Source organism: Limnohabitans sp. JirII-31 (genome assembly GCF_002778315.1).
Lineage (GTDB): Bacteria > Pseudomonadota > Gammaproteobacteria > Burkholderiales > Burkholderiaceae_C > Limnohabitans.
The window spans coordinates 622,007-645,144 of the sequence record NZ_NESA01000001.1; the positions used below are offsets into that span (position 1 = coordinate 622,007).

At 56.1% G+C, this 23,138-nt stretch carries 21 protein-coding genes and 1 tRNA gene; 18 read left to right on the forward strand and 4 right to left on the reverse strand.

Features of this window, described 5'->3' with window-relative positions:
- Position 1 precedes the first annotated feature (1 nt).
- The 7 genes from B9Z41_RS02990 to rng are packed head-to-tail and all read left to right on the forward strand — an operon-like array spanning position 2 to position 5,373.
- Entirely contained in the window at positions 2-646 is a 645-nt protein-coding gene (locus B9Z41_RS02990) for a 1-acyl-sn-glycerol-3-phosphate acyltransferase (RefSeq protein WP_100144812.1), read from the forward strand.
- Positions 643-1,560, forward strand: coding sequence for an oxygen-dependent coproporphyrinogen oxidase (gene hemF / locus B9Z41_RS02995; RefSeq protein ID WP_100144814.1), 918 nt, complete (start codon positions 643-645; stop codon positions 1,558-1,560). The genes B9Z41_RS02990 and hemF overlap by 4 nt, the downstream gene beginning before the upstream one ends.
- Positions 1,557-2,171, forward strand: a complete 615-nt coding sequence (nadD, locus tag B9Z41_RS03000) for a nicotinate (nicotinamide) nucleotide adenylyltransferase (protein ID WP_100145127.1) — start codon at positions 1,557-1,559, stop codon at positions 2,169-2,171. The genes hemF and nadD overlap by 4 nt, the downstream gene beginning before the upstream one ends.
- Positions 2,164-2,790, forward strand: a complete 627-nt coding sequence (gene rsfS / locus B9Z41_RS03005; protein ID WP_100144816.1) for a ribosome silencing factor — start codon at positions 2,164-2,166, stop codon at positions 2,788-2,790. Before nadD ends, rsfS begins: the two co-directional genes overlap by 8 nt.
- On the forward strand, positions 2,787-3,254 hold the full coding sequence (gene rlmH / locus B9Z41_RS03010) for a 23S rRNA (pseudouridine(1915)-N(3))-methyltransferase RlmH (RefSeq protein WP_100144818.1): 468 nt from the start codon (positions 2,787-2,789) through the stop codon (positions 3,252-3,254). The genes rsfS and rlmH overlap by 4 nt, the downstream gene beginning before the upstream one ends.
- A gap of 10 nt (positions 3,255-3,264) precedes the next feature.
- Positions 3,265-3,867, forward strand: a complete 603-nt coding sequence (locus B9Z41_RS03015; protein WP_100145129.1) for a nucleoside triphosphate pyrophosphatase — start codon at positions 3,265-3,267, stop codon at positions 3,865-3,867.
- Between the two features lie 15 nt (positions 3,868-3,882).
- Positions 3,883-5,373 carry a ribonuclease G gene (gene rng / locus B9Z41_RS03020; RefSeq protein ID WP_100144820.1) on the forward strand — a complete coding sequence of 497 codons (1,491 nt, stop codon included), beginning with the start codon at positions 3,883-3,885 and terminating at the stop codon, positions 5,371-5,373.
- Positions 5,374-5,382: 9 nt separating this feature from the next.
- On the opposite strand, the gene B9Z41_RS03025 is transcribed toward rng, so the two are convergent.
- Complete coding sequence (locus tag B9Z41_RS03025; protein WP_100144822.1) at positions 5,383-6,255, reverse strand: glycosyltransferase; 873 nt, start codon at positions 6,253-6,255, stop codon at positions 5,383-5,385.
- Entirely contained in the window at positions 6,252-8,048 is a 1,797-nt protein-coding gene (msbA, locus tag B9Z41_RS03030; protein WP_199172918.1) for a lipid A export permease/ATP-binding protein MsbA, read from the reverse strand. Before msbA ends, B9Z41_RS03025 begins: the two co-directional genes overlap by 4 nt.
- A gap of 140 nt (positions 8,049-8,188) precedes the next feature.
- On the opposite strand from msbA, the gene tolB reads away from it, so the two are divergent.
- The 11 genes from tolB (at position 8,189) to B9Z41_RS03085 (ending at position 20,210) form a co-directional block, all read left to right on the forward strand.
- Positions 8,189-9,451: a Tol-Pal system beta propeller repeat protein TolB gene (gene tolB, locus B9Z41_RS03035; RefSeq protein WP_233202493.1), complete on the forward strand. Its 1,263-nt coding sequence runs from the start codon at positions 8,189-8,191 to the stop codon at positions 9,449-9,451.
- A gap of 29 nt (positions 9,452-9,480) precedes the next feature.
- A complete protein-coding gene (gene pal, locus B9Z41_RS03040; RefSeq protein ID WP_100144828.1) occupies positions 9,481-10,002 on the forward strand; it encodes a peptidoglycan-associated lipoprotein Pal in 522 nt (173 codons plus the stop codon).
- Positions 9,999-10,742, forward strand: a complete 744-nt coding sequence (gene ybgF / locus B9Z41_RS03045) for a tol-pal system protein YbgF (protein WP_100144830.1) — start codon at positions 9,999-10,001, stop codon at positions 10,740-10,742. Before pal ends, ybgF begins: the two co-directional genes overlap by 4 nt.
- Positions 10,739-11,851 carry a YeeE/YedE family protein gene (locus B9Z41_RS03050; RefSeq protein ID WP_100144832.1) on the forward strand — a complete coding sequence of 371 codons (1,113 nt, stop codon included), beginning with the start codon at positions 10,739-10,741 and terminating at the stop codon, positions 11,849-11,851. The genes ybgF and B9Z41_RS03050 overlap by 4 nt, the downstream gene beginning before the upstream one ends.
- Positions 11,848-12,627, forward strand: a complete 780-nt coding sequence (locus B9Z41_RS03055; RefSeq protein ID WP_100144834.1) for a ThiF family adenylyltransferase — start codon at positions 11,848-11,850, stop codon at positions 12,625-12,627. The genes B9Z41_RS03050 and B9Z41_RS03055 overlap by 4 nt, the downstream gene beginning before the upstream one ends.
- Before the next feature lie 52 nt (positions 12,628-12,679).
- A tRNA-Lys gene (locus B9Z41_RS03060) sits at positions 12,680-12,755 on the forward strand.
- Between the two features lie 395 nt (positions 12,756-13,150).
- Positions 13,151-14,320 carry an efflux RND transporter periplasmic adaptor subunit gene (locus tag B9Z41_RS03065; RefSeq protein ID WP_304441789.1) on the forward strand — a complete coding sequence of 390 codons (1,170 nt, stop codon included), beginning with the start codon at positions 13,151-13,153 and terminating at the stop codon, positions 14,318-14,320.
- A gap of 12 nt (positions 14,321-14,332) precedes the next feature.
- Positions 14,333-17,488, forward strand: a complete 3,156-nt coding sequence (locus B9Z41_RS03070) for an efflux RND transporter permease subunit (protein ID WP_100144838.1) — start codon at positions 14,333-14,335, stop codon at positions 17,486-17,488.
- Positions 17,481-18,899: an efflux transporter outer membrane subunit gene (locus tag B9Z41_RS03075; RefSeq protein ID WP_100145131.1), complete on the forward strand. Its 1,419-nt coding sequence runs from the start codon at positions 17,481-17,483 to the stop codon at positions 18,897-18,899. Before B9Z41_RS03070 ends, B9Z41_RS03075 begins: the two co-directional genes overlap by 8 nt.
- Positions 18,900-18,903: 4 nt before the next feature.
- Positions 18,904-19,416, forward strand: coding sequence for a hypothetical protein (locus B9Z41_RS03080; RefSeq protein WP_100144840.1), 513 nt, complete (start codon positions 18,904-18,906; stop codon positions 19,414-19,416).
- Entirely contained in the window at positions 19,410-20,210 is an 801-nt protein-coding gene (locus tag B9Z41_RS03085; RefSeq protein WP_100144843.1) for a hypothetical protein, read from the forward strand. Before B9Z41_RS03080 ends, B9Z41_RS03085 begins: the two co-directional genes overlap by 7 nt.
- Here the strand turns inward: B9Z41_RS03085 and B9Z41_RS03090 are convergent.
- Positions 20,204-22,237 (reverse strand): ABC-F family ATP-binding cassette domain-containing protein, encoded by a 2,034-nt coding sequence (locus B9Z41_RS03090; protein WP_100144845.1) that lies wholly within the window; start codon positions 22,235-22,237, stop codon positions 20,204-20,206. The genes B9Z41_RS03085 and B9Z41_RS03090 overlap by 7 nt on opposite strands.
- Positions 22,234-23,127, reverse strand: coding sequence for a 50S ribosomal protein L3 N(5)-glutamine methyltransferase (prmB, locus tag B9Z41_RS03095; protein ID WP_100144847.1), 894 nt, complete (start codon positions 23,125-23,127; stop codon positions 22,234-22,236). The genes B9Z41_RS03090 and prmB overlap by 4 nt, the downstream gene beginning before the upstream one ends.
- Positions 23,128-23,138: the final 11 nt, after the last annotated feature.

Consider the following 23,138-nt stretch of genomic DNA (forward strand, 5'->3'; position numbering starts at 1 on the left):
CATGACGCAAACCTTGACTTTGCCTTTGCCCATTCAATTCAAAGGTAGCCGCCTCGCCCGTGCTCTGTTGTGGCTAGGGGGATGGCGCTTTACCTTTGAAGGTCTGCCAAGCTTGCAAGGCGTCATCATTGGTTATCCTCATACCAGCAATTGGGATTTCGTGGTGATGGTCTTGGTGAAATGGGGCATCGGTCTGCCAATTCAATTTTTGGCCAAAGACAGTCTCTTTCGAGTGCCCTTATTTGGTCGATGGCTGGCTTGGCTAGGTGGCGTGGCCATTGACCGCTCTTCATCGAAAGGTTTGGTCGCTCATTTGGTCGCGATGTTCAAGCAGCATCAACAAGACAACCGATACCTCTGGTTGGCATTGTCGCCCGAGGGCACACGCCGCCTCACCGAGGGTTGGCGCAGTGGGTTTTATCAAGTGGCTTTGTTAGCCAGCGTACCCTTGTGTTTGGTGCGCATTGACTACGGCCAAAAAACGGTGCACTTCTCGAACTTTATGCATTTGACTGGCGATGAGGCGGCAGACTATGCACAGATTGCTCGCGTTTACGAGGGTGTGATCGGCTTTCATGCAGCACAAGCTGCACCCATTCAACCGCTCAAGCAGTTGTCTTCCCCCACAACAAGGATTTCTCCATGACTCCCATAGCCGCGACTGTGCGCGAATACCTGATGGGTTTGCAAGCCCGTATCGTCGGCACCATTGCCCAAAAAGACGGCGGTATGTTTGTGTCTGATGCCTGGGAGAAAGGACCGACTGAACAACTCCAAGGCCATGGCATCACCCAAATCCTAGAAAACGGCGCTGCGTTTGAACGTGCAGGTTGTGGCTTTTCTCACGTGCGTGGTCCGAAGCTACCTCCTTCAGCCACCCAACACCGCCCTGAACTTGCTGGCGCACCGTTTGAGGCCATGGGGGTGTCCTTGGTATTTCATCCACGTAACCCCTATGTGCCAACAGTCCACATGAATGTGCGCATGATTGTGGCAACACCCGCCAACGGTGACCCGGTGGCATGGTTTGGCGGGGGCATGGACCTGACGCCGTATTACGGCTTTACAGAGGATGCGGTGCATTTCCACGCGACTTGCCGAGAGGCCTTGCAGCCTTTTGGAGCCGAGCTTTACCCACGTTTCAAGAGCTGGTGTGACGACTACTTCTGCCTGAAGCACCGCAACGAACAGCGTGGGGTTGGCGGGGTGTTCTTTGACGACTTTTCGGAGTTGGGTTTTGACGACAGTTTTGCCATGCTGCGCAGCGTAGGCGATGCTTTCTTGCCTGCCTACATGCCGGTCGTCGAACGGCGTGAGCATATGGTTTATGGCGAGCGTGAACGAGCCCATCAACTTTATCGTCGTGGCCGTTATGTGGAGTTCAACTTAGTGTGGGACCGTGGCACACACTTTGGCTTGCAGTCGGGTGGACGCACCGAATCCATCTTGTTGTCCATGCCTCCCCTGGTCAGCTGGTCCTACCAACACCAAGCCGAGCCAGGCACCCCGGAGCACGCATTGACACATGAATTTTTGGTACGTCGTGATTGGCTGACGTGACACGCATTGGCATCTTTGGTGGGGCATTCGATCCGCCACACATCGCCCATATCGCCCTGGCGCGTGCCGCTGTGGCTCAGTTTCACTTAGACGAACTGCGCGTGATCCCTACGGGATCGGCGTGGCACAAGAGCCGATCACTCTCCAGCGGCACGCACCGCTTGGCCATGGCTCATTTGGCGTTTGATGAGATCGACAAGGTCCACGTGGACAGCCGAGAAATTGACCGCGATGGCCCCACCTACACGGTCGACACATTGACGGCGCTCAAAACCGAGCATCCGCGAGCCATGTTTTATTTGTTCATTGGCGAGGACCAGGCGCTTGCGTTTAAAACTTGGCACCAATGGCCTGCGATTCTTGATATGGCCACGGTGGTTGTCGCTCAACGTGCAGGCTTGTTGGATGCCGAAAAATCTAGCCGCGCAGCTCAATGGCACAATGGAGTACCTGCCAACGTGCAAAGCTTGGATATGCAGCCTATGGCTGTGAGTGCGACCGAGATCCGGTCACACCTTGCCAACGCAGCGCCCATGCCTCCGTGGTTACCTGCCTCTGTGCAGCGCTACATTGACCAACATCGCCTCTATACAACACACGCCAATGACTGAATCCACCGCTAAAAAAGATGTTCAAAAACTCCAACGATGCATCGTCGATGCCTTGGAAGACGTCAAGGCGCAAGGCCTGGCTGTTTTTGACACCGAGCACTTGTCGTCTTTGTTTGAGCGCGTCATCATCGCCTCAGGGACATCCAACCGCCAAACCAAAGCCTTGGCAGCCAGCGTGCGTGACAAAGTGCGTGAGGCGGGTTTTCCCAAGCCACGCATTGAGGGCGAAGACAATGGTGAGTGGATCATTGTGGACTGTGGCGCTGCGGTCGTGCATGTGATGCAGCCCAACATCCGCCAGTACTACAACTTGGAAGAAATTTGGGGCGAAAAGCCTGTGCGTTTGAAGTTTGGTGCGCCTAAACCTGCTGCACCTGTGGTCGAGCCGAAAGTAATTGCGAAAAAGCCAGCGGCTAAAAAAACACCTGCCAAAAAAACCACAGCCAAAAAAGTTGGGGCGTCGCAATCTGTTGCCACCAAAACTGCTAGTAAATCCAGCATCAAACCTATCTCTAAGCCTGTGACCAAAGTGGTGGGCAAGCCTGTTGCGCGAAAAACCACAGCCAAACCTGTAGCGAAGAAATCTGCGGCTAAAAAGACTGTTGCACGCAAGGCATGAAGCTGTGGGTGGTTGCAGTCGGCCAGCGTGTGCCCGACTGGGCGCAAACGGCGTGGGATGACTATGCCAAACGCTTTCCGTCTGAATTAAAACTTGAGCTCAAAGCGGTCAAAACAGAACCGCGTGGCTCCAAAACCTTAGAGACGCTGTATGCGGCTGAACGCGAACGCATTGAAGCGGCCATTCCACGTGGTTGTCGCATCGTGGCGTTGGATGAGCGTGGCACGAATCTCACCACGCTCGACTTGGCGCAAAAACTCAAACACTGGCAACTTGAAGCAGACGACGTCGCTTTGGTCATTGGTGGCCCAGATGGCTTAGATCCTGAATTCAAAAAGATGGCCCACGAGCGCATTCGCCTCTCAGACTTGACTTTGCCGCATGCGATGGTCCGTGTCTTGTTGGTCGAGCAGCTCTACCGCGCTTGGTCCATCAACGCCAATCACCCCTACCATCGCGAGTGATCTGATGTCCGTGCCCCCCTTTGTTTATTTAGCTTCCCAAAGTCCAAGACGTCGCCAATTGCTCGACCAATTGGGGGTGGCCTATGAGTTGCTGTTGCCCGACGATACAGAAGATGCCGAGGCCTTAGAAGCAGTTCTGCCCTCTGAGACCCCAAAGGCTTATGTGCAACGCGTGACATTGCTTAAGCTTGGAGCAGCATTGACTCGCATGAAGCGACGCGGCTTACCAGCCGCACCTGTGTTGTGCTCAGACACCACCGTCGCGTTGGGGCGCACTATTCTTGGCAAACCCGACGATGCCAACCATGCCCAACAGATGTTGGGCTCCTTGAGTGGTCAGACGCATCGGGTCCTGACCTCTGTCGCTATTGGTTCTGCGCGGAAACACGTTCAGGCATTGAGCGTTTCAAACGTGCGTTTTGCAACGTTGACGCGCACACAAATTAAAAGTTATGTTGCCAGTGGCGAGCCCATCGGAAAAGCAGGGGCCTACGCCGTGCAAGGCAGAGCTGCCGCGTACATTGAGCACATCAGCGGCAGCTACTCTGGCATCATGGGACTGCCCATGTTCGAGACCGCGCAGTTGTTGCGTGAGTTCGGTTTCAAGGTGTAACCCTCTAGGCTCGCCATGCAACAAGACATTCTGATCAACTGGTCGCCACAAGAAACCCGCGTCGCCGTGGTGGAGAGTGGCGCCGTGCAAGAGCTCCATGTCGAACGAACCCTGGAACGCGGCCTAGTTGGCAATGTGTATTTAGGGCGCGTTTCACGCGTGTTGCCAGGTATGCAGTCGGCGTTCATCGACATCGGCTTAGAGCGTGCAGCGTTCTTGCACGTGGCGGACTTGATGAGCAGTGTGGCTGCCCGTCATGCAGAAACAGATGGTGGTGCAGTGGCGACCGCTATCCCCATTGAAAAGCAAGTGTTTGAAGGTCAGTCCTTGATGGTGCAAGTCATCAAAGACCCGATTGGCACCAAAGGCGCTCGCTTGTCGTCGCAAATCAGCATTGCTGGACGTTTGCTGGTGTTTTTGCCGCAAGATCAACACATTGGGGTGTCACAAAAAATACCCGCCGAACAGCGTGATAACTTGCGTCGCCGTTTGCAAAAACTGGCCGAAGAAGCATCTCCGAATGGTCAAACTGGTGGCTATATCCTGCGTACCAATGGTGAAGACGCCACTGATACCGAGCTGGGTGAAGACATGGCCTACTTGCGAAAAACATGGAGTCGTATCAAAGAAGCCTCCATGCGCTTACCACCCATGTCTTTGCTGCATCAAGACTTGAGTTTGTTGCAACGTGTTTTGCGCGATTTGGTCAGTGATGTCACACAAACCATTCGCATTGACTCGAACGAACAGTTCAATGCGCTGCAAGCGTTTGGTGCCGAGTTCATGCCTGCTGCAGCGAGTAAGTTGCAACTCTACAAAGGTGAGCGCCCCATCTTTGATTTGTTTGGCATTGACGAAGAAGTCGCCCGTGCGCTGGGTCGACGCGTTGACTTGAAGTCAGGTGGTTATCTCATCATCGACCAAACCGAGGCCTTGACCACCGTGGATGTGAACACGGGTGGTTTTGTCGGGGCACGTAATTTTGACGAGACAATTTTCAAAACCAATTTGGAAGCAGCAGGTGCCATCGCACGGCAATTGCGATTGCGCAATCTGGGTGGCATCATCGTGGCTGACTTCATCGACATGCTGCGAGAAGATCACCGCGATGCAGTTTTGAACGAGTTTCGCAAACAACTCGCCCGTGACCGCGTGAAAACCATGGTCAGTGGTTATTCGGCGCTCGGGTTGGTTGAAATGACGCGCAAGCGCACCCGCGAATCCTTGGCGCACATGCTGTGCGAACCTTGTCCTGTGTGTGAAGGTAAAGGCAGCGTCAAAACTGCACGCACGGTGACCTACGACATTTTGCGAGAAATTTTGCGTGAGGCACGCCAGTTCAACCCTCGAGAATTTCGCATCATTGCCGCACCCAGCGTCATCGATGTGCTGCTGGACGAGGAAAGTCAGCACCTGGCCGGTTTGAGCGATTTCATCGGTAAACCTATTTCCTTGCGCAGCGAAATGGCCATGGCGCAAGAGCAATACGACATCGTGCTGTTATGAGTTCAAGCGTTAGGCTACTAATTTGTAATGTTTTCGGCTGAAATCCCACCCGAACATTTTTTCCAGTTTCATTAGCAATCGATGCCTCCGCTCCCTTGAGGTCAATTGGTAATTAGAAGCGATGTGGAACTCCTTTTCAGCGCTGGTTTCTAACCAGTTTTGAATCAACTTTGGGTGTTGCCCGTTGAAAGGTTGCAAGACACGCGCATCGAAATTGCTATATCTCACAGGCGTCGAGGTTTTTGACCAAAATTTACTGACTTGATCTAATTTCTTTTGCATTGATTCATTGCTGCGAACCCATCCGTAATGGTAGATATAAGCGTTGGCTAAAGCAGCCTGAGGGTTACGGCCTTTTTTGTGTTCCTTAGTCACTAGCCAATACTGACCGTCAGGGGCATAGCTTCGAATGGTGTTACGGATCATCCGGCATTCACGCCGATACCATGCCGGACTATTGGCTACCCATTGTGGTGAGCCATAAAAATGCAGATAGTCAAATACCAATGCTTCTACCTGCGGGTTCTGGTGATGCTTTTCAACACTGGCGCGAATTTTAGGAAGATCGTTTTCATGAATGATCTCATCGCCTTCCAAATAAAACGCCCAATCACCTGTGCATGCGTATTGCGCAATCATTTTTTGCTGTGCATAAACAAATCCGCGATCAGCCATTCGTTCATTCCAAATGGTTTCAATCACCCGAATCTTGGGATCTTTTATTGCATGAATGCGAGCCAAGGTGTCATCAGCGCTACGTCCCACTGCGATGACAAACTCATCGACCAAAGGCAACAAGGATCGGATCGATTCTTCAAAGGGAAAACCCAACTCAACTCCGTTGCGAATAAAGGTGAAGCCGCTGATGGAAACAAGACTCATAGCTTGGTACTTTCTAAAAAGGTTGCCTCTGTAGATTTGCTGGATGTCTGGTAAAGCGCTGTGTACATACCGTTCATGTCTAATAACGTTTGATGTGACCCCATCTCAACCACGCGACCGTGTTGCATCACCACAATCATGTCTGCATGCTCAATGGTTGAGAGCCTGTGTGCAATGACCAATGAGGTACGCCCCTCCATCAGCACTTTGAGCGCACTCTTCACGGCTTGTTCGGATGCCGTGTCCAAAGCCGATGTGGCTTCATCCAAAATCAGAATTGGTGCATTTTTATAAATGGCACGGGCAATGGCCAAGCGTTGACGTTGCCCGCCCGAAAACTGCGTCGCGTTGTGACCCACCCAGGTATTTTCTTGCTGAGGTAGGCTGCGCACAAAAGCGTCTAAGTTTGAGGCCTCCAAAGCCTGCCAGATACGCCCATGATCAATCTTGGCACCCAATGCAATGTTGTGGGCCACGGTGTCATTGAACATCACCACGTCTTGACTGACATAGGCCATGTGCTGACGCAGAGCTGCCAAAGACCATTCCTTGAGCTCCACGCCATCCAGCGTGACACGTCCCGAGCTGGGTTCTAAAAATCGCGGCAACAAATTGGCCAGCGTGGTTTTACCCGAGCCCGATGCACCCACCAAGGCCACGGTTTGCCCGGGCTGAATATGCAGGGTAACGCCGTCCAAGGCGGGCTGCGTCGCCAAAGGGTATTGCAAACGCACGTCGTCGAAACATATCTCGCCTCGAATTTGTGTGCTGGTGTGACGGCCTTGTGATTCGTCAGGGGTGTTGTCCAACAGTTGAAGTCCTCGTTCTAGTGCGGTGACGCCGCGCGTCAACATGCCCGTGACTTCGGACAAATGCTTGATGGGCGAAATCAACATCAACATGCCCGTGATAAACGAAGCAAAGCTGCCCACGGTCACGGCGTCGGCGTGACCACTGGCGGTGCTTTGCCACAGCGCCACTGTGATCACAGTCGACAGTGCCAATGCGGCCAGCATTTGAATCAAAGGTGTCATGACTGAATTGGCGACCACCGCCTTCAACGCTAACTGGCGCAGCTTTTCATTGAATGAGGCAAATCGTTGCGCTTGGTCATCTTGGGCGTTGTGCAGGCGCACCATGCGGTAAGCCAGCACGTTTTCTTCCACCACATAGGCCAGCTCTTCGGTGGCATCCTGGCTGGCGCGGGTCACGCGGTCGAGGCGAGCAGACAGGTGTTTGACCACCCAGGCCACGGGTGGCACGATGGCAAACACAATCAGTGTGAGTTTCCAATTCAAAAACACCAAATAGCCCATCAGGGCAATCAATGTGACCAAATCTTTGGCAAACGACAGCAGGGTCGATACCAGCAACGACGCACCGTTGTTGACTTCATACACCATGGTGTTTGTCAGGCCGCTCGCATGTTGGGTCTGAAATAGCTGCGGATCGGCGCTCAGCAACTTTTCAAACAAACGCTGGCGAATCCGCTCCATCGAGGCATTGGTCACACGTGCCAAACAATAAGCGGCCACAAAACCGGCCACACCGCGCACAGCGAACAACAGCAGCAACACCACTGGAATTTGCCAAAGCGCGAAAGCTCCTTGCTGAAAACCGTTGTCCAACAACGGTTTCATCAACGCTGGAATCGCAGGCTCGGTAGCCGATCCGATCAAAATACCCACAATCGCCAAGGCCATGGTGCCGGGATGTCCTGAAAACCAAGGCGCCACGCGGCGCAATCTTTGCCACAAAGAAGCCGATGCAACGGATGAGGGGGCAAGAGTCATGGTGGGGGTGTTTGTCAGGACAGCAAATTGAGCATTATCGCCACTCGTATAGCCACTAAAATTCAGCCCCATCCTTAAGAAACGCCTTTTAGGCGAATCCAAAATTCACCATGACTTTTTCTCGACGTAATGTTTGGCAAATGCTGCTTGGCGCGCTGCTCTTTGGAATCGCCGCCTTGCCTGCAATGGCGCAGTTTCGTGTGGAAGTATCCGGCGTTGGCTTGACCCAAGTGCCCATTGCGTTTGGTCCATTTCGTGGCGAGGAGTCCTCACCGCAAAAAATAGCCAGCATCGTGCAGGCCGATTTGGAGCGCAGCGGCCAATTTCGCGGCTTGGCTTCAGGCAAAACCATCGATGAAACTGAACGCCCTGATCTCAGTGCCATGCGTCAACTCGGCGCCGATGCGTTGTTAACCGGCAGCGTTGGAAAAATGGCCGATGGCCGCTTTGATGTGCGCTTGCGACTGTGGGATGTGGTGCGAGGCCAAGACTTGGGTGCCATGAGTTACGTGGTGGTAGCCGGCGACTTACGCCTCGCATCGCACCGTATTTCAGACTTTGTGTATGAAAAACTCACCGGTGATCGCGGCATTTTTTCGACACGTATTGCCTACGTGACCAAGGCCGGTGCGCGCTACAACTTGTGGGTAGCTGACTCGGATGGTGAAAACGCACAGTCGGCACTTGCCAGCCCAGAACCTATCATTTCGCCAAGCTGGTCACCCAGCGGCAGTCAGTTGGCCTATGTCTCATTCGAGTCGCGCAAACCCGTCATTTATGTCCACGACGTGTCTTCCGGCAAGCGTCGTGTGGTGGCCAATTTCCGGGGTTCCAACAGTGCGCCAACCTGGGCGCCAGACGGTCGCTCATTGGCGGCCACACTCAGCCGTGATGGGGGTTCGCAACTGTTCATGATCGATGCGCAGGGTGGCGAACCACGCCGGTTGACCCAATCGTCTGGCATCGACACTGAACCGGTGTTTTCGCCAGATGGCAGCGCCATTTATTTCGTCAGTGACCGTGGCGGTGCGCCGCAAATCTACCGCATGCCAGCTATGGGAGGGCCGGCCAACCGCGTCACATTCAACGGGACTTACAACATTTCACCCGCACTGAGTGCCGATGGTCGATGGCTGGCTTACATTTCGCGCGTGGGTGGGGCTTTTAAGCTGTACGTGATGGACTTGGCCAGTGGCAACGCAACCGCCATCACAGACACCACTGCCGACGAACGACCTAGCTTTGCCCCCAACAGTCGTTTGCTGGTCTATGCCACACAACAAGGCGGTCGCGAAGCCTTGATGACAACCACCTTGGATGGTCGCATCAAGGCACGTCTGTCAGGACAAGGGGGGGACCTGCGTGAACCGCACTGGGGCCCTTACGCCAAGGCGCAACCTTAAAATTTTCATCTTCTTCAAACTTCATCACCATGAAAAAATACCTCTTACTTTTTGCTTTAACAGCTCTGTTGGCTGGCTGCGCTTCGGGCGTCAAGCTCGACGACGTGCCCGTGGATGAACGCTCGGGTTCGGGCTCTGCCGCGTCAGGCAATGCCGGTGTCGCTGGGCTGGATGCCCGCGGACTTGGCGGCGTTGGCAACATCGTCAAAGCGGGTCCTGCTGGCGTGGAAACCGTCATTTACTTCGACTACGACAGCTACAGCGTCAAGCCTGAGTTTCAAAGCATGCTCGACGCACATGCCCGTTTCCTGCGCGCGGACAAAAACCGCAAAGCTGCCATTGAAGGACACACCGACGAACGTGGTGGCCGTGAATACAACCTGGCCCTGGGGCAAAAGCGCGCCGAAGCTGTGCGTCGTGCGCTGACCGTCTTAGGGGTGCCTGACAGTCAAATTGAAGCCGTGAGCTTTGGCAAAGAAAAGCCTGCCGTCCAAGGCATGGACGAGTCGGCATTTGCCAAAAACCGCCGCGCTGAGATCAGCTACCGATGACTACACCACGCGCACTCAAGGCCCACGCCATCGGCTGGGCGATCGCCTGTCTGTTGATGCCCAGCGCCAACGCCGCTTTGTTTGAGGACGACGAGGCGCGCCGAGCCATTTTGGATTTGCGCCAACGTGTGGAACGCCAAAATGAAGAAATGCAGCAAGTGCAGCGCAGCTTGCTGGAACAGCAAAATCAATTCGAGGCCGTGCGCTCGGAGATCGCCCGTTTGCGCGGTGAAAAAGAGCAACTCTCTCAAGAGTTGCGTCAACAACAAGAAGCCTCCAAGATCGTCACACAAGTCTTGGAAGAACGCTTGCGCAAGTTTGAACCCGTCAAAGTGAAATTCGATGGCGTGGAGTTTTTGGCTGAACCTGCTGAAATCAAAGCGTACGAGCAAGCCCTGGCTGTTTTCCGACAAGGTGACTTCGTCAATGCCAGCTTGGTCTTTTCAGACTTTCTCAGACGCTATCCCAGCAGTGGTTATGCAGCTTCTGCTTGGTTTTGGCTGGGCAATGCCCAGTATGCCAATCGCGACTACAAAGAAGCCATACGTAACTTCAGTGCATTGCTGAACAAATCAGCCGAGCATCCCCGTGCGCCTGAGTCCATGCTTTCAATTGCCAATTGCCAGCTGGAACTCAAAGACATCAAGTCTGCTCGCAAAACGCTGGACGATCTGATTAAAAACTACCCACAGTCCGAAGCAGCCGGTGCGGCCCGTGAACGATTGAGCAAACTGAAATGAACGACGTCACCACTCTGACCCAACAGGTCCTGCTGGCCTTTTTCATCATCGCAGTCGCCGTTGGGGTCATCAGCCAGCGGACCCACTTTTGCACCATGGGTGCCATTGCCGATGTGGTCAACATGGGCGACTGGACCCGCGCACGGCAGTGGATGTTGGCGATCGGTGTGGCCATGATTGGTTTTGCCGCATTGGTTCAGTTGGACCTGATTGACGCAAGCAAAACCCTCTACGCCAACAACCGCTTCATGTGGTTGTCCTCTGCGGTAGGTGGATTGATGTTTGGTTACGGCATGGTCATGGCTTCGGGGTGTGGCAACAAAACCTTGGTGCGCATAGGCGCTGGCAACCTCAAATCGCTGGTGGTATTTTTGGTCTTGGGGTTGAGCGCCTTTGCCACCCTCAAAGGCATCACCGCTGTGGTTCGTGTCAACACCGTCGACGCTGTGGCGCTGAGCATGCCCAATGGTGCCGACTTAGGCGCCTTGATTGCAGCTGTAACCGGCCACACCTCCAAACTGACGGCCATCTGGAGTGGCTATGCGTTGGGCACTGTGTTGGTGTTGTGGGTACTGCGCCATGCTGACTTCTGGACCGTTGAGAATTTGTTGGCAAGCGTTGGCATCGGTGCCTTGATCGTTGCCATGTGGTGGGTGAGTGGGCATTTCGGTTTTTTACCTGAACACCCTGAAACGCTGGAACCTGTTTATTTGGGCACCAACTCGGGCCGCATTGAAGCCATGAGCTTTGTTGCTCCCTTGGCACACAGCCTCGACTGGTTGATGTTCTTCAGCGACAAGTCCAAAGTGTTGACAGTGGGTGTGATGTCGGTGGTGGGCGTCGTCGTCGGCTCTGCTGCGTCAGCATTGCAGCAAAAAACATTCCGTTGGGAAGGCTTCGCCAACGTGGAGGACTTGTCACAACACCTTTTGGGTGGTGTCTTGATGGGTGTGGGGGGTGTCACCGCAATGGGATGCACCTTCGGTCAAGGGCTTAGCGGCATATCGACCCTGAGCCTCAACTCTTTCGTGGCTGTAGCCGCCATCGTGACCGGTGCGGTTTTGTCCATTCGTCACCAAGTGGCGCGCTTGGAGCGCAGCCTCGCGTGACTGAGGGCGCTGACCTACAGCGCCGCTTTGGCGGCCTTGAGCGTCTCTATGGCGTTGCAGGGGCCCAACGCATTCGTGATGCGCACGTTGCCATCATCGGCATCGGAGGTGTCGGGTCCTGGGCTGCTGAGGCCTTGGCTCGCAGTGGAGTAGGGCGCTTGACCCTGGTCGATCTGGACCACGTCGCCGAGTCCAACATCAACCGTCAAATTCAGGCGCTTGATACCACGGTGGGACAAGCCAAAGTGTTGGCCATGCGCGACCGAATTGCGCATATCAATCCGAGTTGCCAAGTTCAATGTGTGGAAGAGTTTGTCGATCCTCACAACTGGCCCGCGATCTTGGGTGGACCCATCGACGCGGTGATTGATGCATGCGACCAGGTCAAAGCCAAAACAAGCATGGCAGCCTGGGCACTCAAACACAAAGCCTTGTTCATCAGTGTGGGCGCCGCAGGTGGCAAACGCTTGGCGCACAAAGTCGATATCGACGACTTGTCACTCACCACCCATGACCCCTTATTGGCACAACTGAGATATCGTTTGCGTCGTGAGCATGGCGCCGCGCGAGACGGAAAAAAGATAGGCGTGCCGTGCGTCTTTAGCCGCGAATCTGTTGCACCTCCAGATGCCAGTTGCGCACTAGAGGGGGATGGCAGCTTGAACTGTCACGGTTACGGATCTGTGGTCAGTGTGACGGCGACATTTGGTCAATGTGCTGCGGGTTGGGTGATTGATCAAATTTCTTTGGGCGCTCTGGAAAAGTCAAAAAAATAGCGCTATAATTTGAGTCTTCGCGATGCAGTGAACATCACTTGCAAAGCGTGATGGGACCATAGCTCAGTTGGTAGAGCAGCGGACTTTTAATCCGTTTGTCGTGGGTTCGACCCCCGCTGGTCCCACCAAGTTTTAAAGCACTTTGTACGCAAGTACAAAGTGCTTTTTTACTTTAGGCATGCCGCTTGAAATTCAAAGAACCTCTCAATAACGCGCAGGTCAAGCTACCCATGCATGCCAATCATTTCTTCAGTCATTAGAGACGCGTTGAAAGTAGCCATGCCTTCGTCGGTACTTGTCATCATTGACAGAATAAAAAATTAGAGCCTGAGGCACAATAGCTTCAAGCCCATCTTCTGAATCACATCTGTTCAAAGCCACCTTGTTTTCACGCGCAACGTGGCTTTGTGCTTTTGAATTCATACCTCATCCAGGACGCTGCACCATGCTTACAACAAGCCCCGTATCCCTTGTCTCTCATACCTTGGCTCGCAGCTCTCAGTTTGTTGCCTTAGCTGCTGTCATGGCCTTGGTCGCCTGTGGTGCAAAAGAAGGTGCGCCTGCTGGCGCCAACGCAGGGCCACCGCCTGCTGCGGTCGGCGTGGTCACCGTGAATCAACAAGTGGTGGCGCTGCAAACCGAATTGCCAGGGCGTGTCAGCCCCATCCGCGTGGCGCAGGTGCGTGCACGCGTCAATGGCGTGGTGTTGCAACGTTTATTCAAAGAAGGCAGTCAAGTCAAGGCAGGCCAAGTGCTGTTTCAAATCGATCCAGCGCCTTATCGAGCCGCACACGACAGCGCGCAAGCCAGCCTGGTCAAGGCACAAGCCAATTTATTGCAATCCAACGCACAGGTGGTGCGCTACAAACCATTGGTCGAAGCCAATGCGGTGAGTCAACAAGAGTTCACCTCTGTGGTGACGGCACAAAAGCAGGCAGAGGCAGATGTGGCAGCCGCCACAGCAGCACTCCAAAGTGCGCGCATCAACCTCGATTACGCCAGCGTGACCGCCCCCATCTCGGGTCGCATTGGTCAAGCCTTGGTCACTGAGGGCGCATTGGTGAGTCAAACCGAAGCCACCCAACTGGCCTTGATTCAACAAACCGACACGGTCTATGTGAACTTCACCCAATCGACCACCGACGTGTTGAACTTGCGCAAAGCAATTGCAGCCAAGCAGGTGCGCAGCGCCGCCGATGGCTCCGTGGCTGTGCGTGTGGTGTTGGAAGATGGCAGCGAATTACCGCGCAAAGGCAAGCTGTTGTTCACTGACTTGACCGTGGACCCGACCTCTGGCCAAGTCACTTTGCGGGCTGAAGTGCCCAATGGCGATGGGCTGTTACTGCCTGGCCAATATGTGCGGGTGCGTTTGTCACAAGCCGAGTTGCCATCAGGCATTTTGTTGCCTCAACAAGCCGTGACGCGCACGGGGCAAGGCGACACCGTGTTGGTGGTGGGGCCAGATAGCAAGCCTGTGCCGCGCTCGGTCAAAGTGGGTGCTGCACAAAACAACCAATGGCTGATCCTGGAGGGATTGCAAGCAGGTGAACAAGTCATCGTTGACGGCTTTCAGAAAATGATGGTACCCGGTGCACCTGTCAAACCTGTGCCTTGGGATGCAAAGGTTATGTCGCCTGCGACAGCGCCAGTCTCGGCCACCGCATCGGCCGCAGCTTCTGCGGCTAGCAAGTAAAGGGCCGCAGCCATGGCGCAGTTCTTCATCAACCGTCCCATCTTTGCATGGGTAATTTCGCTCTTCATCCTCGGCCTCGGTGGCTTGGCCATCACCCAGTTGCCTGTTTCACAGTACCCACCTGTGGCACCTCCATCGATCTTGATCACCGCAGGCTACCCAGGCGCATCGGCACAAACACTGGAAGACAGCGTGTTCAGCGTGATCGAGCGCGAGATGAACGGCTCACCCGGCATGATTTACATGGAATCGGTCGCACAAGCCAACGGCACCGGCACCATCACCATCAGCTTTGAGCCTGGCACCAACCCAGACTTGGCACAGGTTGATGTGCAAAACCGCCTGTCGCGTGCCGCACCCCGCTTGCCTGCGGCGGTCACACAGCAAGGCGTTCGGGTTGAAAAATCACGCACCAACTTTTTGGTCTTCATCATGCTGTCGTCGGACTCACCCGACTTCGACATCGTGGCGTTGGGCGACTTTGGCTCACGCAATGTCTTGCCCGAAATTCAGCGCTTACCTGGTGTGGGCCAGGCACAGCTGTTTGGCACCGAACGCGCCATGCGCATCTGGATCGACCCAGCCAAGCTGACCGGCTTTAACCTGTCGGCTGCCGATGTCAACAACGCCATCCGTGCACAAAACGCGCAAGTGTCGTCGGGGACCATGGGCGACTTGCCCAACCTCAACACCCAATCCATGTCGGCCACCGTGATCGTGGACGGGCAGCTCAACAGCGTCGAGCAGTTCGCCAACATCATCTTGCGCGCCAACACCGACGGTTCTGCCGTGCGCTTGAAAGATGTGGCCCGCATTGAGCTGGGAGCCCAAACCTATGCCACCTCCGCGCGCTTGAACGGCAAGCCTGCTGCAGGCATTGGCGTGCAACTTTCACCCACCGGCAACGCCATGGCTGCCGCACAAGCGGTGCGCGAGCGCATGGCCGAGCTGGAAGCCTATTTCCCCAAAGGCGTGCACTGGACCATTCCTTATGACAGCTCACGCTTTGTGAAGATCTCCATTGCACAAGTGGCAGAAACCTTGGTCGAGGCCATCGTGCTGGTGTTCTTGGTGATGTACCTGTTCTTGCAGAACTTTCGCTACACCATCATCCCCACCATCGTGGTGCCCGTGGCCTTGATGGGCAGCTTTGCCACCTTGATGGCCTTGGGCTTCTCAATCAACGTGCTGACCATGTTCGGCATGGTGCTGGTCATCGGCATCGTGGTGGACGACGCCATCGTGGTGGTCGAAAACGTTGAACGCATCATGAGCGAGGAGGGGCTGTCACCGCTGGTGGCGACCCGCAAAGCCATGGGGCAAATCTCGGGCGCCATCATCGGCGTGACCGTGGTGTTGATTGCGGTGTTTGTGCCCTTGGCTTTTTTCAAAGGTTCGGTCGGCAATATTTACCGCCAGTTTTCGGCTGTGATGGTCAGCGCCATCGCTTTCTCGGCGTTCATGGCTTTGTCACTCACGCCAGCCTTGTGTGCCACCTTGCTCAAGCCGGTCCAAGCAGGGCACCACCACGCCAAGACAGGCTTCTTTCGCTGGTTCAACCGAGGCTTCACGCGCACTGCCAAAAATTACGAAAGCTGGGTCGGGCGCATGCTGCAACGTGCTGCGCGTTATTTGTGGATTTATCTGGCCATCATCGTCGCTGTGGGCGTGATGTACCTGCGTTTGCCCACCTCGTTCTTGCCCGGTGAAGACCAGGGCAACATCTTGGTCAACGTGCAGTTGCCACCCGGTGCCACCCAACAACGCACCCAGGCGGTGATGGAGCAGGTTGAAGGCTTTGTCTTGAAGCAACCCGAAGTGCAAAGCATGGTCGGCATTTTGGGGTTCAGCTTTTCTGGCCAAGGCCAAAACGCAGGTCTGGCCTTTGTCACACTCAAAGACTGGGCCGAACGCTCAGGCCCTATGCAGTCGGCACAAGCACTCGCAGGGCGTGCGTTTGGTGCGCTCATGGGCGTGCGTGATGCCTTCATCTTCCCCTTGAGTCCGCCGCCCATTCCCGAGTTGGGCACGGCCTCGGGTTTTACCTTCCGCTTGCAAGATCGCGCTGGCAAAGGCCACGAGGCTTTGGTGGCGGCGCGCAACCAACTGCTGGGCTTGGCCGCCAAGAGCCCAGTGTTGACACAAATCCGCCCCGATGGTTTGGAAGATGCCCCTCAGCTGCAAATCGACATTGACCGTGACAAAGCCAACGCCTTGGGCGTGAGTTTTGACGCCATCAACACCACCATCTCCACGGCCTTGGGTTCGGCCTACATCAACGACTTTCCCAATCAGGGCCGCTTGCAGCGTGTGGTGGTTCAGGCCGATACCTCGGCGCGCATGCAGCCGCATGAGTTGCTGCGTCTGAGTGCCCCTAATGCGCAAGGCAAACCGGTACCCCTGTCGGCCTTTGCCAGCACGCGCTGGGTGAAAGGGGCCATGCAAACCGTGCGCTACAACGGCTACCCCGCCATGCGCATTGGCGGTGCCGCAGCGCCAGGTTACAGCTCGGGCGCTGCCATGGAAGAAATGGAACGCCTCATGACCGAACTGCCCGAAGGCTTTGCTTTTGAATGGACCGGGCAATCACGCGAAGAAAAATTGGCTGGCTCGCAAGCCGTCATCTTGTATGGGTTTGCTGTGCTGGCTGTGTTTTTGTGTCTGGCCGCTTTGTATGAAAGTTGGTCCATCCCGCTGTCTGTGATTTTGGTGGTGCCGTTGGGCGTACTCGGCGTGGTGCTGGCCACGTGGATGCGCGGCTATGCCAACGATGTGTACTTCCAAGTGGGCTTGATCACCATCATCGGTTTGTCGGCTAAGAACGCGATTTTGATCATCGAATTCGCCAAAGACTTGCATGCTCAAGGCCACAGCTTGGTGGAGTCAGCATTGGCGGCCGCGCACATGCGTTTTCGCCCCATCTTGATGACCTCCATGGCCTTCATGCTGGGCGTGCTGCCCTTGGCCATTGCCAATGGCGCAGGCTCTGCCAGCCAACGTGCCATTGGTACCGGCGTGATCGGTGGCAGTTTGCTCGGCACAGTATTGGCTGTGTTTTTCGTGCCGGTCTTTTTTGTGGTGGTGCGCAGCGTCTTCAAAGGCAGCGAACGCCAGCATCGGTTCGATGTGGAACATGGTCACCAACTGGGAGTCGACACGCATGAGTAAGGCCAAACCGTTGAGCGGGCACAAACCCGTGCGTTGGATCGCGACACTGGCGGTGATGGGCTTGGCGGGCTGCAGCCTGATTCCCACTTACGAGCGCCCTGTGGCTCCGGTACCCGCCCATTTTTCGTCTGCCAACGACACCGCCCAAGCGGGGTCACAACAGCCTGCCGCCGCTGACATCGCCTGGCAAGACTTTTTCAAAGACACACGCCTGCAACGCTTGATTGAACTGGCGTTACAAAACAACCGCGACCTGCGTGTGGCAGTGCTCAACATCGAGCAAACGCGTGCCTTGCTCCAAGTCAAACGTGCCGATGAGCTGCCTACCGTCAATGCTGGTGTCACCGGTTCACGCGTCCCAAATTCATCGGCCAGCATCACCAGCACGTTCACGGCTGGCTTGAGTGTGACCTCTTACGAGGTGGACTTGTTTGGTCGCGTGCGCGCCTTGAGTCAGGCTGCACAAGCACAGTTGTTGGCCAGCGAAGAAGCGCGCAAAACCGTGCACATCGCCCTGGTCGCCTCAGTGGCCAATGCCTACTTGAATGTGCGTGCCGATGAGGCCTTGCTGCAGATTGCCCGTGACACCGTGGCGTCACGCGAAGCGTCGCTGCGACTCACGCAGCTCAAGTTCAACAACGAAGCTGCGTCGCAGCTTGAGCTGAGCTTGGCCCAATCCTTGTTGGAAGGTGCCAAAGCCAGCTTGGCGCAATTCACCCGTCAGCGCGCGCAAGACGACAACGCACTGGTCTTGTTGCTCGGCCAAAGCCTGCCCGCCGATTTGCCTGAGGGCTTGCCACTGACACAACAAGCTTTGCTGCCCGACTTGCCCGCAGGCACACCCGCAGAGTTGCTGTTGCGCCGCCCCGATGTGCGTCAAGCCGAACAACTGCTTCTGGCCAACAACGCCAACATAGGTGCTGCACGCGCCGCGTTTTTTCCGCGCATCAGCTTGACGGGCAGCGCTGGTTTGGTCAGCGGCGAAATGAACAGCTTGTTCAACAATGGCAGCGCTGCGTGGTCGTTCACGCCACAGGTATTGGTGCCCATCTTTGATGCCGGTCGTAACCAAGCAAACCTGGACACTGCCAAATTGGGCCGAGACATCGCCGTGGCGCAGTATGAAAAAGCCATTCAGGTGGGGTTCCGCGAGGTCTCAGACGCCTTGGTTGCACGTGACACCTACAACGAACAAGTGCGTGCCCAAAGCGCACAACTTGCAGCTGAAGAAACACGCTTGCAACTCACCGACCTGCGCTACACCCATGGTGCCTCCAACGCCCTGGAGTTGCTAGATGCCAAACGTTCGCTGTTTGCCACGCAACAAGCCACTGTGCTGGCGCAAGTCCAACAGGTACAAAGTTTGGTGAACCTTTACAAGGTTCTGGGAGGTGGTTGGACGGCAAAATAGGCCCATGACCGAAGTCTTGTTTGTCGCTTATTTCGTCGTCTTGCTGGCGACGCTGGTATTTAAAACCCCGATCGTCAAAGGCCCGTGGCTGTTTTTGCTACGGGCGTTCTTTCCGAACTGGAAGTTCTTTCACGCTGTCGGGCATGTGCCCCAGCTGTTTGCGCGCGCGGCGGTGCGCACCCAGACAGGCGATACCGTGTGGTCAGAGTGGGGGTTGATTTATCCGCGCCGTACCCGGCGCTGGCACCACCTGCTGCACAACCCCGACACCAACCTGGGGCTCGCACAACAAAATCTGGTCGATCACTTTTGGGCCGATTTGTATGACTTGCCTGAAGGGGCTGACCCACGAGGCTTGGTGACTTACGCCATGGTGTCGCGCCTGGCGCAGCAGGTCCTGCGTGCGCAGCACCCCGACATGCGCCAATACCAGTTCGAGTTGCGCATGGTGTTGTCTGACCGCACCCACGTGGTCGACACCCAAGTGATGATGACCGCACCGGTGGCCACATGCTGATCGACACGCCCATGGCGCTGGCCATTCGGGCCCTGGAAATCTTGTTTGCCTGGAGCCTGGCCATTCAGACACTGGAGTTTTTGCGCATGGGTACAGCCACTGCCAGCGACGGCCTGTGGTCATGGACGCTGCAACGTGCCGACATTCCACAGGGGTGGATGCGGCGGGTACTTGACGGTGTGTTTGCACCTGCGGTGCATCGCGTGCATCTGTGTTTGCGCTTGGCTGCTGCGCTGTGGCTGGCGCTGTCTGGCAGCTCGCTGGGCTTGGTGGCGGGCCTGTTTGCCAGCAACATCTTGGTGTTGATCCGCTGGCGAGGGGCCTTCAACGGCGGCAGCGACTTTTTGACGGTGGTGGTGTTGACGGGTTTGCTGATCGCGCAGGTGGTCGGTGCTTGGGGCGATGTGGTGTTGGGATGGCAAGCCGGGCTGTGGTACATCACCATCCAAGCCATCACGTCGTACTTCATGTCGGGATGGGTCAAGATGCTGCGGCGCGAATGGCGCAGTGGGGCAGCCATGACCATTTTTTTGAACGCCGCCATTTACGGACCTTTGTCACCTCGCCATCCGCTGCGCAACCGTGGCATGGCCCTGTTGGGGTCGTGGGCCTTCATCGTCTGGGAGTGTTGCGCGCCCTTGGCCTTGCTCAACCTCAAGCTCGCCACGCTGTTTTGTGGCGTGGCTGCGGTGTTTCACTTCTTGGTGTTTTGGTTCTTTGGCTTGAACCGCTTTTTCTGGGCCTGGTTGGCGTCATTTCCCGCCATCCTCTGGTGTGCCACCCAGTTTCAGTGAACCGCGCTCTCGAGTTGCTCCATCGCCTCGGTCAGCTCTAGCCAACGCAATTCCAGTGCGGCCAATTCGTCTTCGACGGTCTTGAGGCGTTTGCCTGCTTCGGCAATCTCAGCGGGTGCCAGCGTACTGGCCAGCTTGTCGTGCAGGCTTTGCTTTTCAGCTTCCAGAGTGGCCATGGTTTTTTCAATGCCGTCCTGCTCTTTTTTCAGCGGACGTTTTTTCTCATTGATCTCTTTGCGCTGTTGGGCATCGTCTTTGCGTTGGTCGCGCGAAACGATCGGTGCTTTGGCCTGCGGCGGGGCCACTGCTGCCACCACAGGGGCAGACACGGCCACAGAGACAGGCGCTTTTGCTGCCAAGTTGGCAGCGGCCGTTGCCTCGGCGCGCAAGCGCTTGGCTTCGTCCAACAAATAGCGCTGGTAGTCGTCCAAGTCGCCATCAAAGGGGGCTACGCCACCGCGTGACACCATCCAGAACTCGTCGCACACAGCACGCAGCAAAGCGCGGTCGTGGCTGACCAACATCACCGTGCCTTCAAACTCGTTGAGCGCCATGCTCAAGGCTTCGCGGGTGGCCAAGTCCAAGTGGTTGGTTGGCTCGTCCATCAACAGCAGGTTGGGGCGTTGCCACACCAGCATGCACAACACCAAGCGGGCTTTCTCGCCACCGCTCATGCTGCCCACGGCTTGTTTGACCATGTCGCCGCTGAAATTGAATTGACCTAAAAAGCTGCGCAGGTCTTGCTCGCGGGTGGCTTGGCCCGCAATCTTGCCTTCGCTGGTGAGCTTCTTGACCAAGTCGATCATGTGTTGCAGCGGCGTGTCCGCCGGGCGCAGCACATCGAGTTCCTGTTGCGCGAAGTACCCAATGTTGAGGCCCTTGCCCTCGGTGACTTCACCGCCTAGGGCCGCCAAGTCACGCGCAATGGTTTTCACCAAGGTCGATTTGCCCTGACCGTTGGCGCCCAAGATGCCAATGCGTTGACCTGCCAGCACCGAGCGGCTGACGTTTTGCACAATCACCGTCGGCGGTGTGCCCGCTGGCGCATCGTCGGGCGCTGGGTAGCCAAAGCTCACGCCCTGCATGGACAGCATGGGGTTGGGCAGGTTGGCTGGCTCTTTGAATTCGAAGTTGAAGTCGGCATCGGCCAACAGCGGCGCAATTTTCTCCATGCGGTCAAGTGCTTTGACCCGGCTTTGCGCCTGCTTGGCTTTGCTGGCCTTGGCTTTGAAGCGCGCGATGAACTTTTGCAAATGGGCAATCTTGTCTTGCTGTTTGGCAAATGCGTTTTGTTGCAGCTCCATTTGCTCGGCGCGCATGTCTTCGAACTTGCTGTAGTTGCCACCGTAGCGCACCAGCTTGGCCGCGTCGATGTGCAAGGTCACATTGGTCACCGCATCCAAGAACTCACGGTCGTGGCTGATCACCACCATCGTGCCTTCGTAGCGCTTGAGCCAAGCCTCCAGCCACACCAAAGCATCCAAGTCCAAGTGGTTGGTGGGTTCGTCCAGCAACAGCAAATCGCTGGGGCACATCAACGCGCGCGCCAGTTGCAAGCGCATGCGCCAACCACCCGAAAAGCTGTTGACGGGGTTGTTCAACTCAGTGGTTTTGAAACCCAACCCCAAGATCAAGGCTTGCGCGCGCGAGGCGGCGTCGTGTTCGCCCGCGTCGTACAGCGCCATGTAGGCGTGCCCCATGCGGTCACCGTCGCCGGAGGCTTCGGCAGCGGCCACTTCGATGCGCGCGTCGGTGAGCACGGTGTCGCCTTCAATCACAAACTCGGTGGCGCTTTGGTCGGTCTCAGGCATGTCTTGGGCCACTTGGCCCATACGCCATTGGGCGGGGATGTAGTATTCGCCCGCATCCTCGTGCAAGCCGCCATTGAGCAAAGCAAACAGCGACGACTTGCCCGCACCGTTGCGGCCGACCAAGCCTACTTTTTCTCCGGGATTGAGGGTGACCGAGGCACTGTCGAGCAACACCTTGGCGCTGCGGCGCAAGGTGACATTTTTCAAAGTAATCATTGGGGAAGGGCGCCTTGCGTTAACGCGGTGTGTGTGAGGAGTAAGACCTGGTCGTCACCAGCACTGGTCGATAGCCACACGACATCTAAATGGGGAAAGGCTGCTTCAAAGTAATCGCGTTCGTGGCCAATTTCAAGCACCAAGACCGCGTGTTCACTCATGTGTGCGGGCGCGTCGCGCAGCAATTGTCGGATGAAATCCATGCCGTCGTCGCCACCGGCCAGCGCGAGGGCGGGCTCAGCCTTGAACTCAGCGGGCAGGGTGGCCATGCTTTGGCTGTTCACATAGGGTGGGTTGCACAAAATCAAATCAAACAGTCCCTCGGCCTGACGCAGTCCATCGGACTGGGCCAGTGTCATGCGCGCTTGCAAGCCATGGCGTTCGATGTTGATGCGTGCCACCTCCAGCGCGTCTTGTGACAAGTCCAAACCCATCACGGTGATGTCCGGAAACGCCAAGGCGGCCAAAATGCCCAGGCTGCCATTGCCCGTGCACAGGTCAAGCACGCGGGTTGTGTGCGGATCAAGCCAGGGGTCGATGCTGCCCTCAGCCAGGACCTCGGCAATGAGTGAGCGCGGCACGATGGCGCGCTCGTCAATGTAGAACGACACGCCCTGCAACCATGCTTCTTGTGTGAGGTAAGCCGCAGGTTGGCGCGAATCAATGCGTTGTTGAATCAAGGCTTGCACATCGGCGACTTGCTGAGGCGACAGCGCCACGTCGTAAGCTGGGTCCGCCCAATCGATGTCCAGTGGCAACCCGAGTCGCCACAACACCAGCCATGCGGCCTCATCGTCGGCGTTGGTGGTGCCCTGACCGAACGCGACATGGGCGTCAGCAAGCCGCTGCGCGATAGCTTGTATGAGTTCAGACAGTGTGATGAGGGTCATGGTCACGAGGG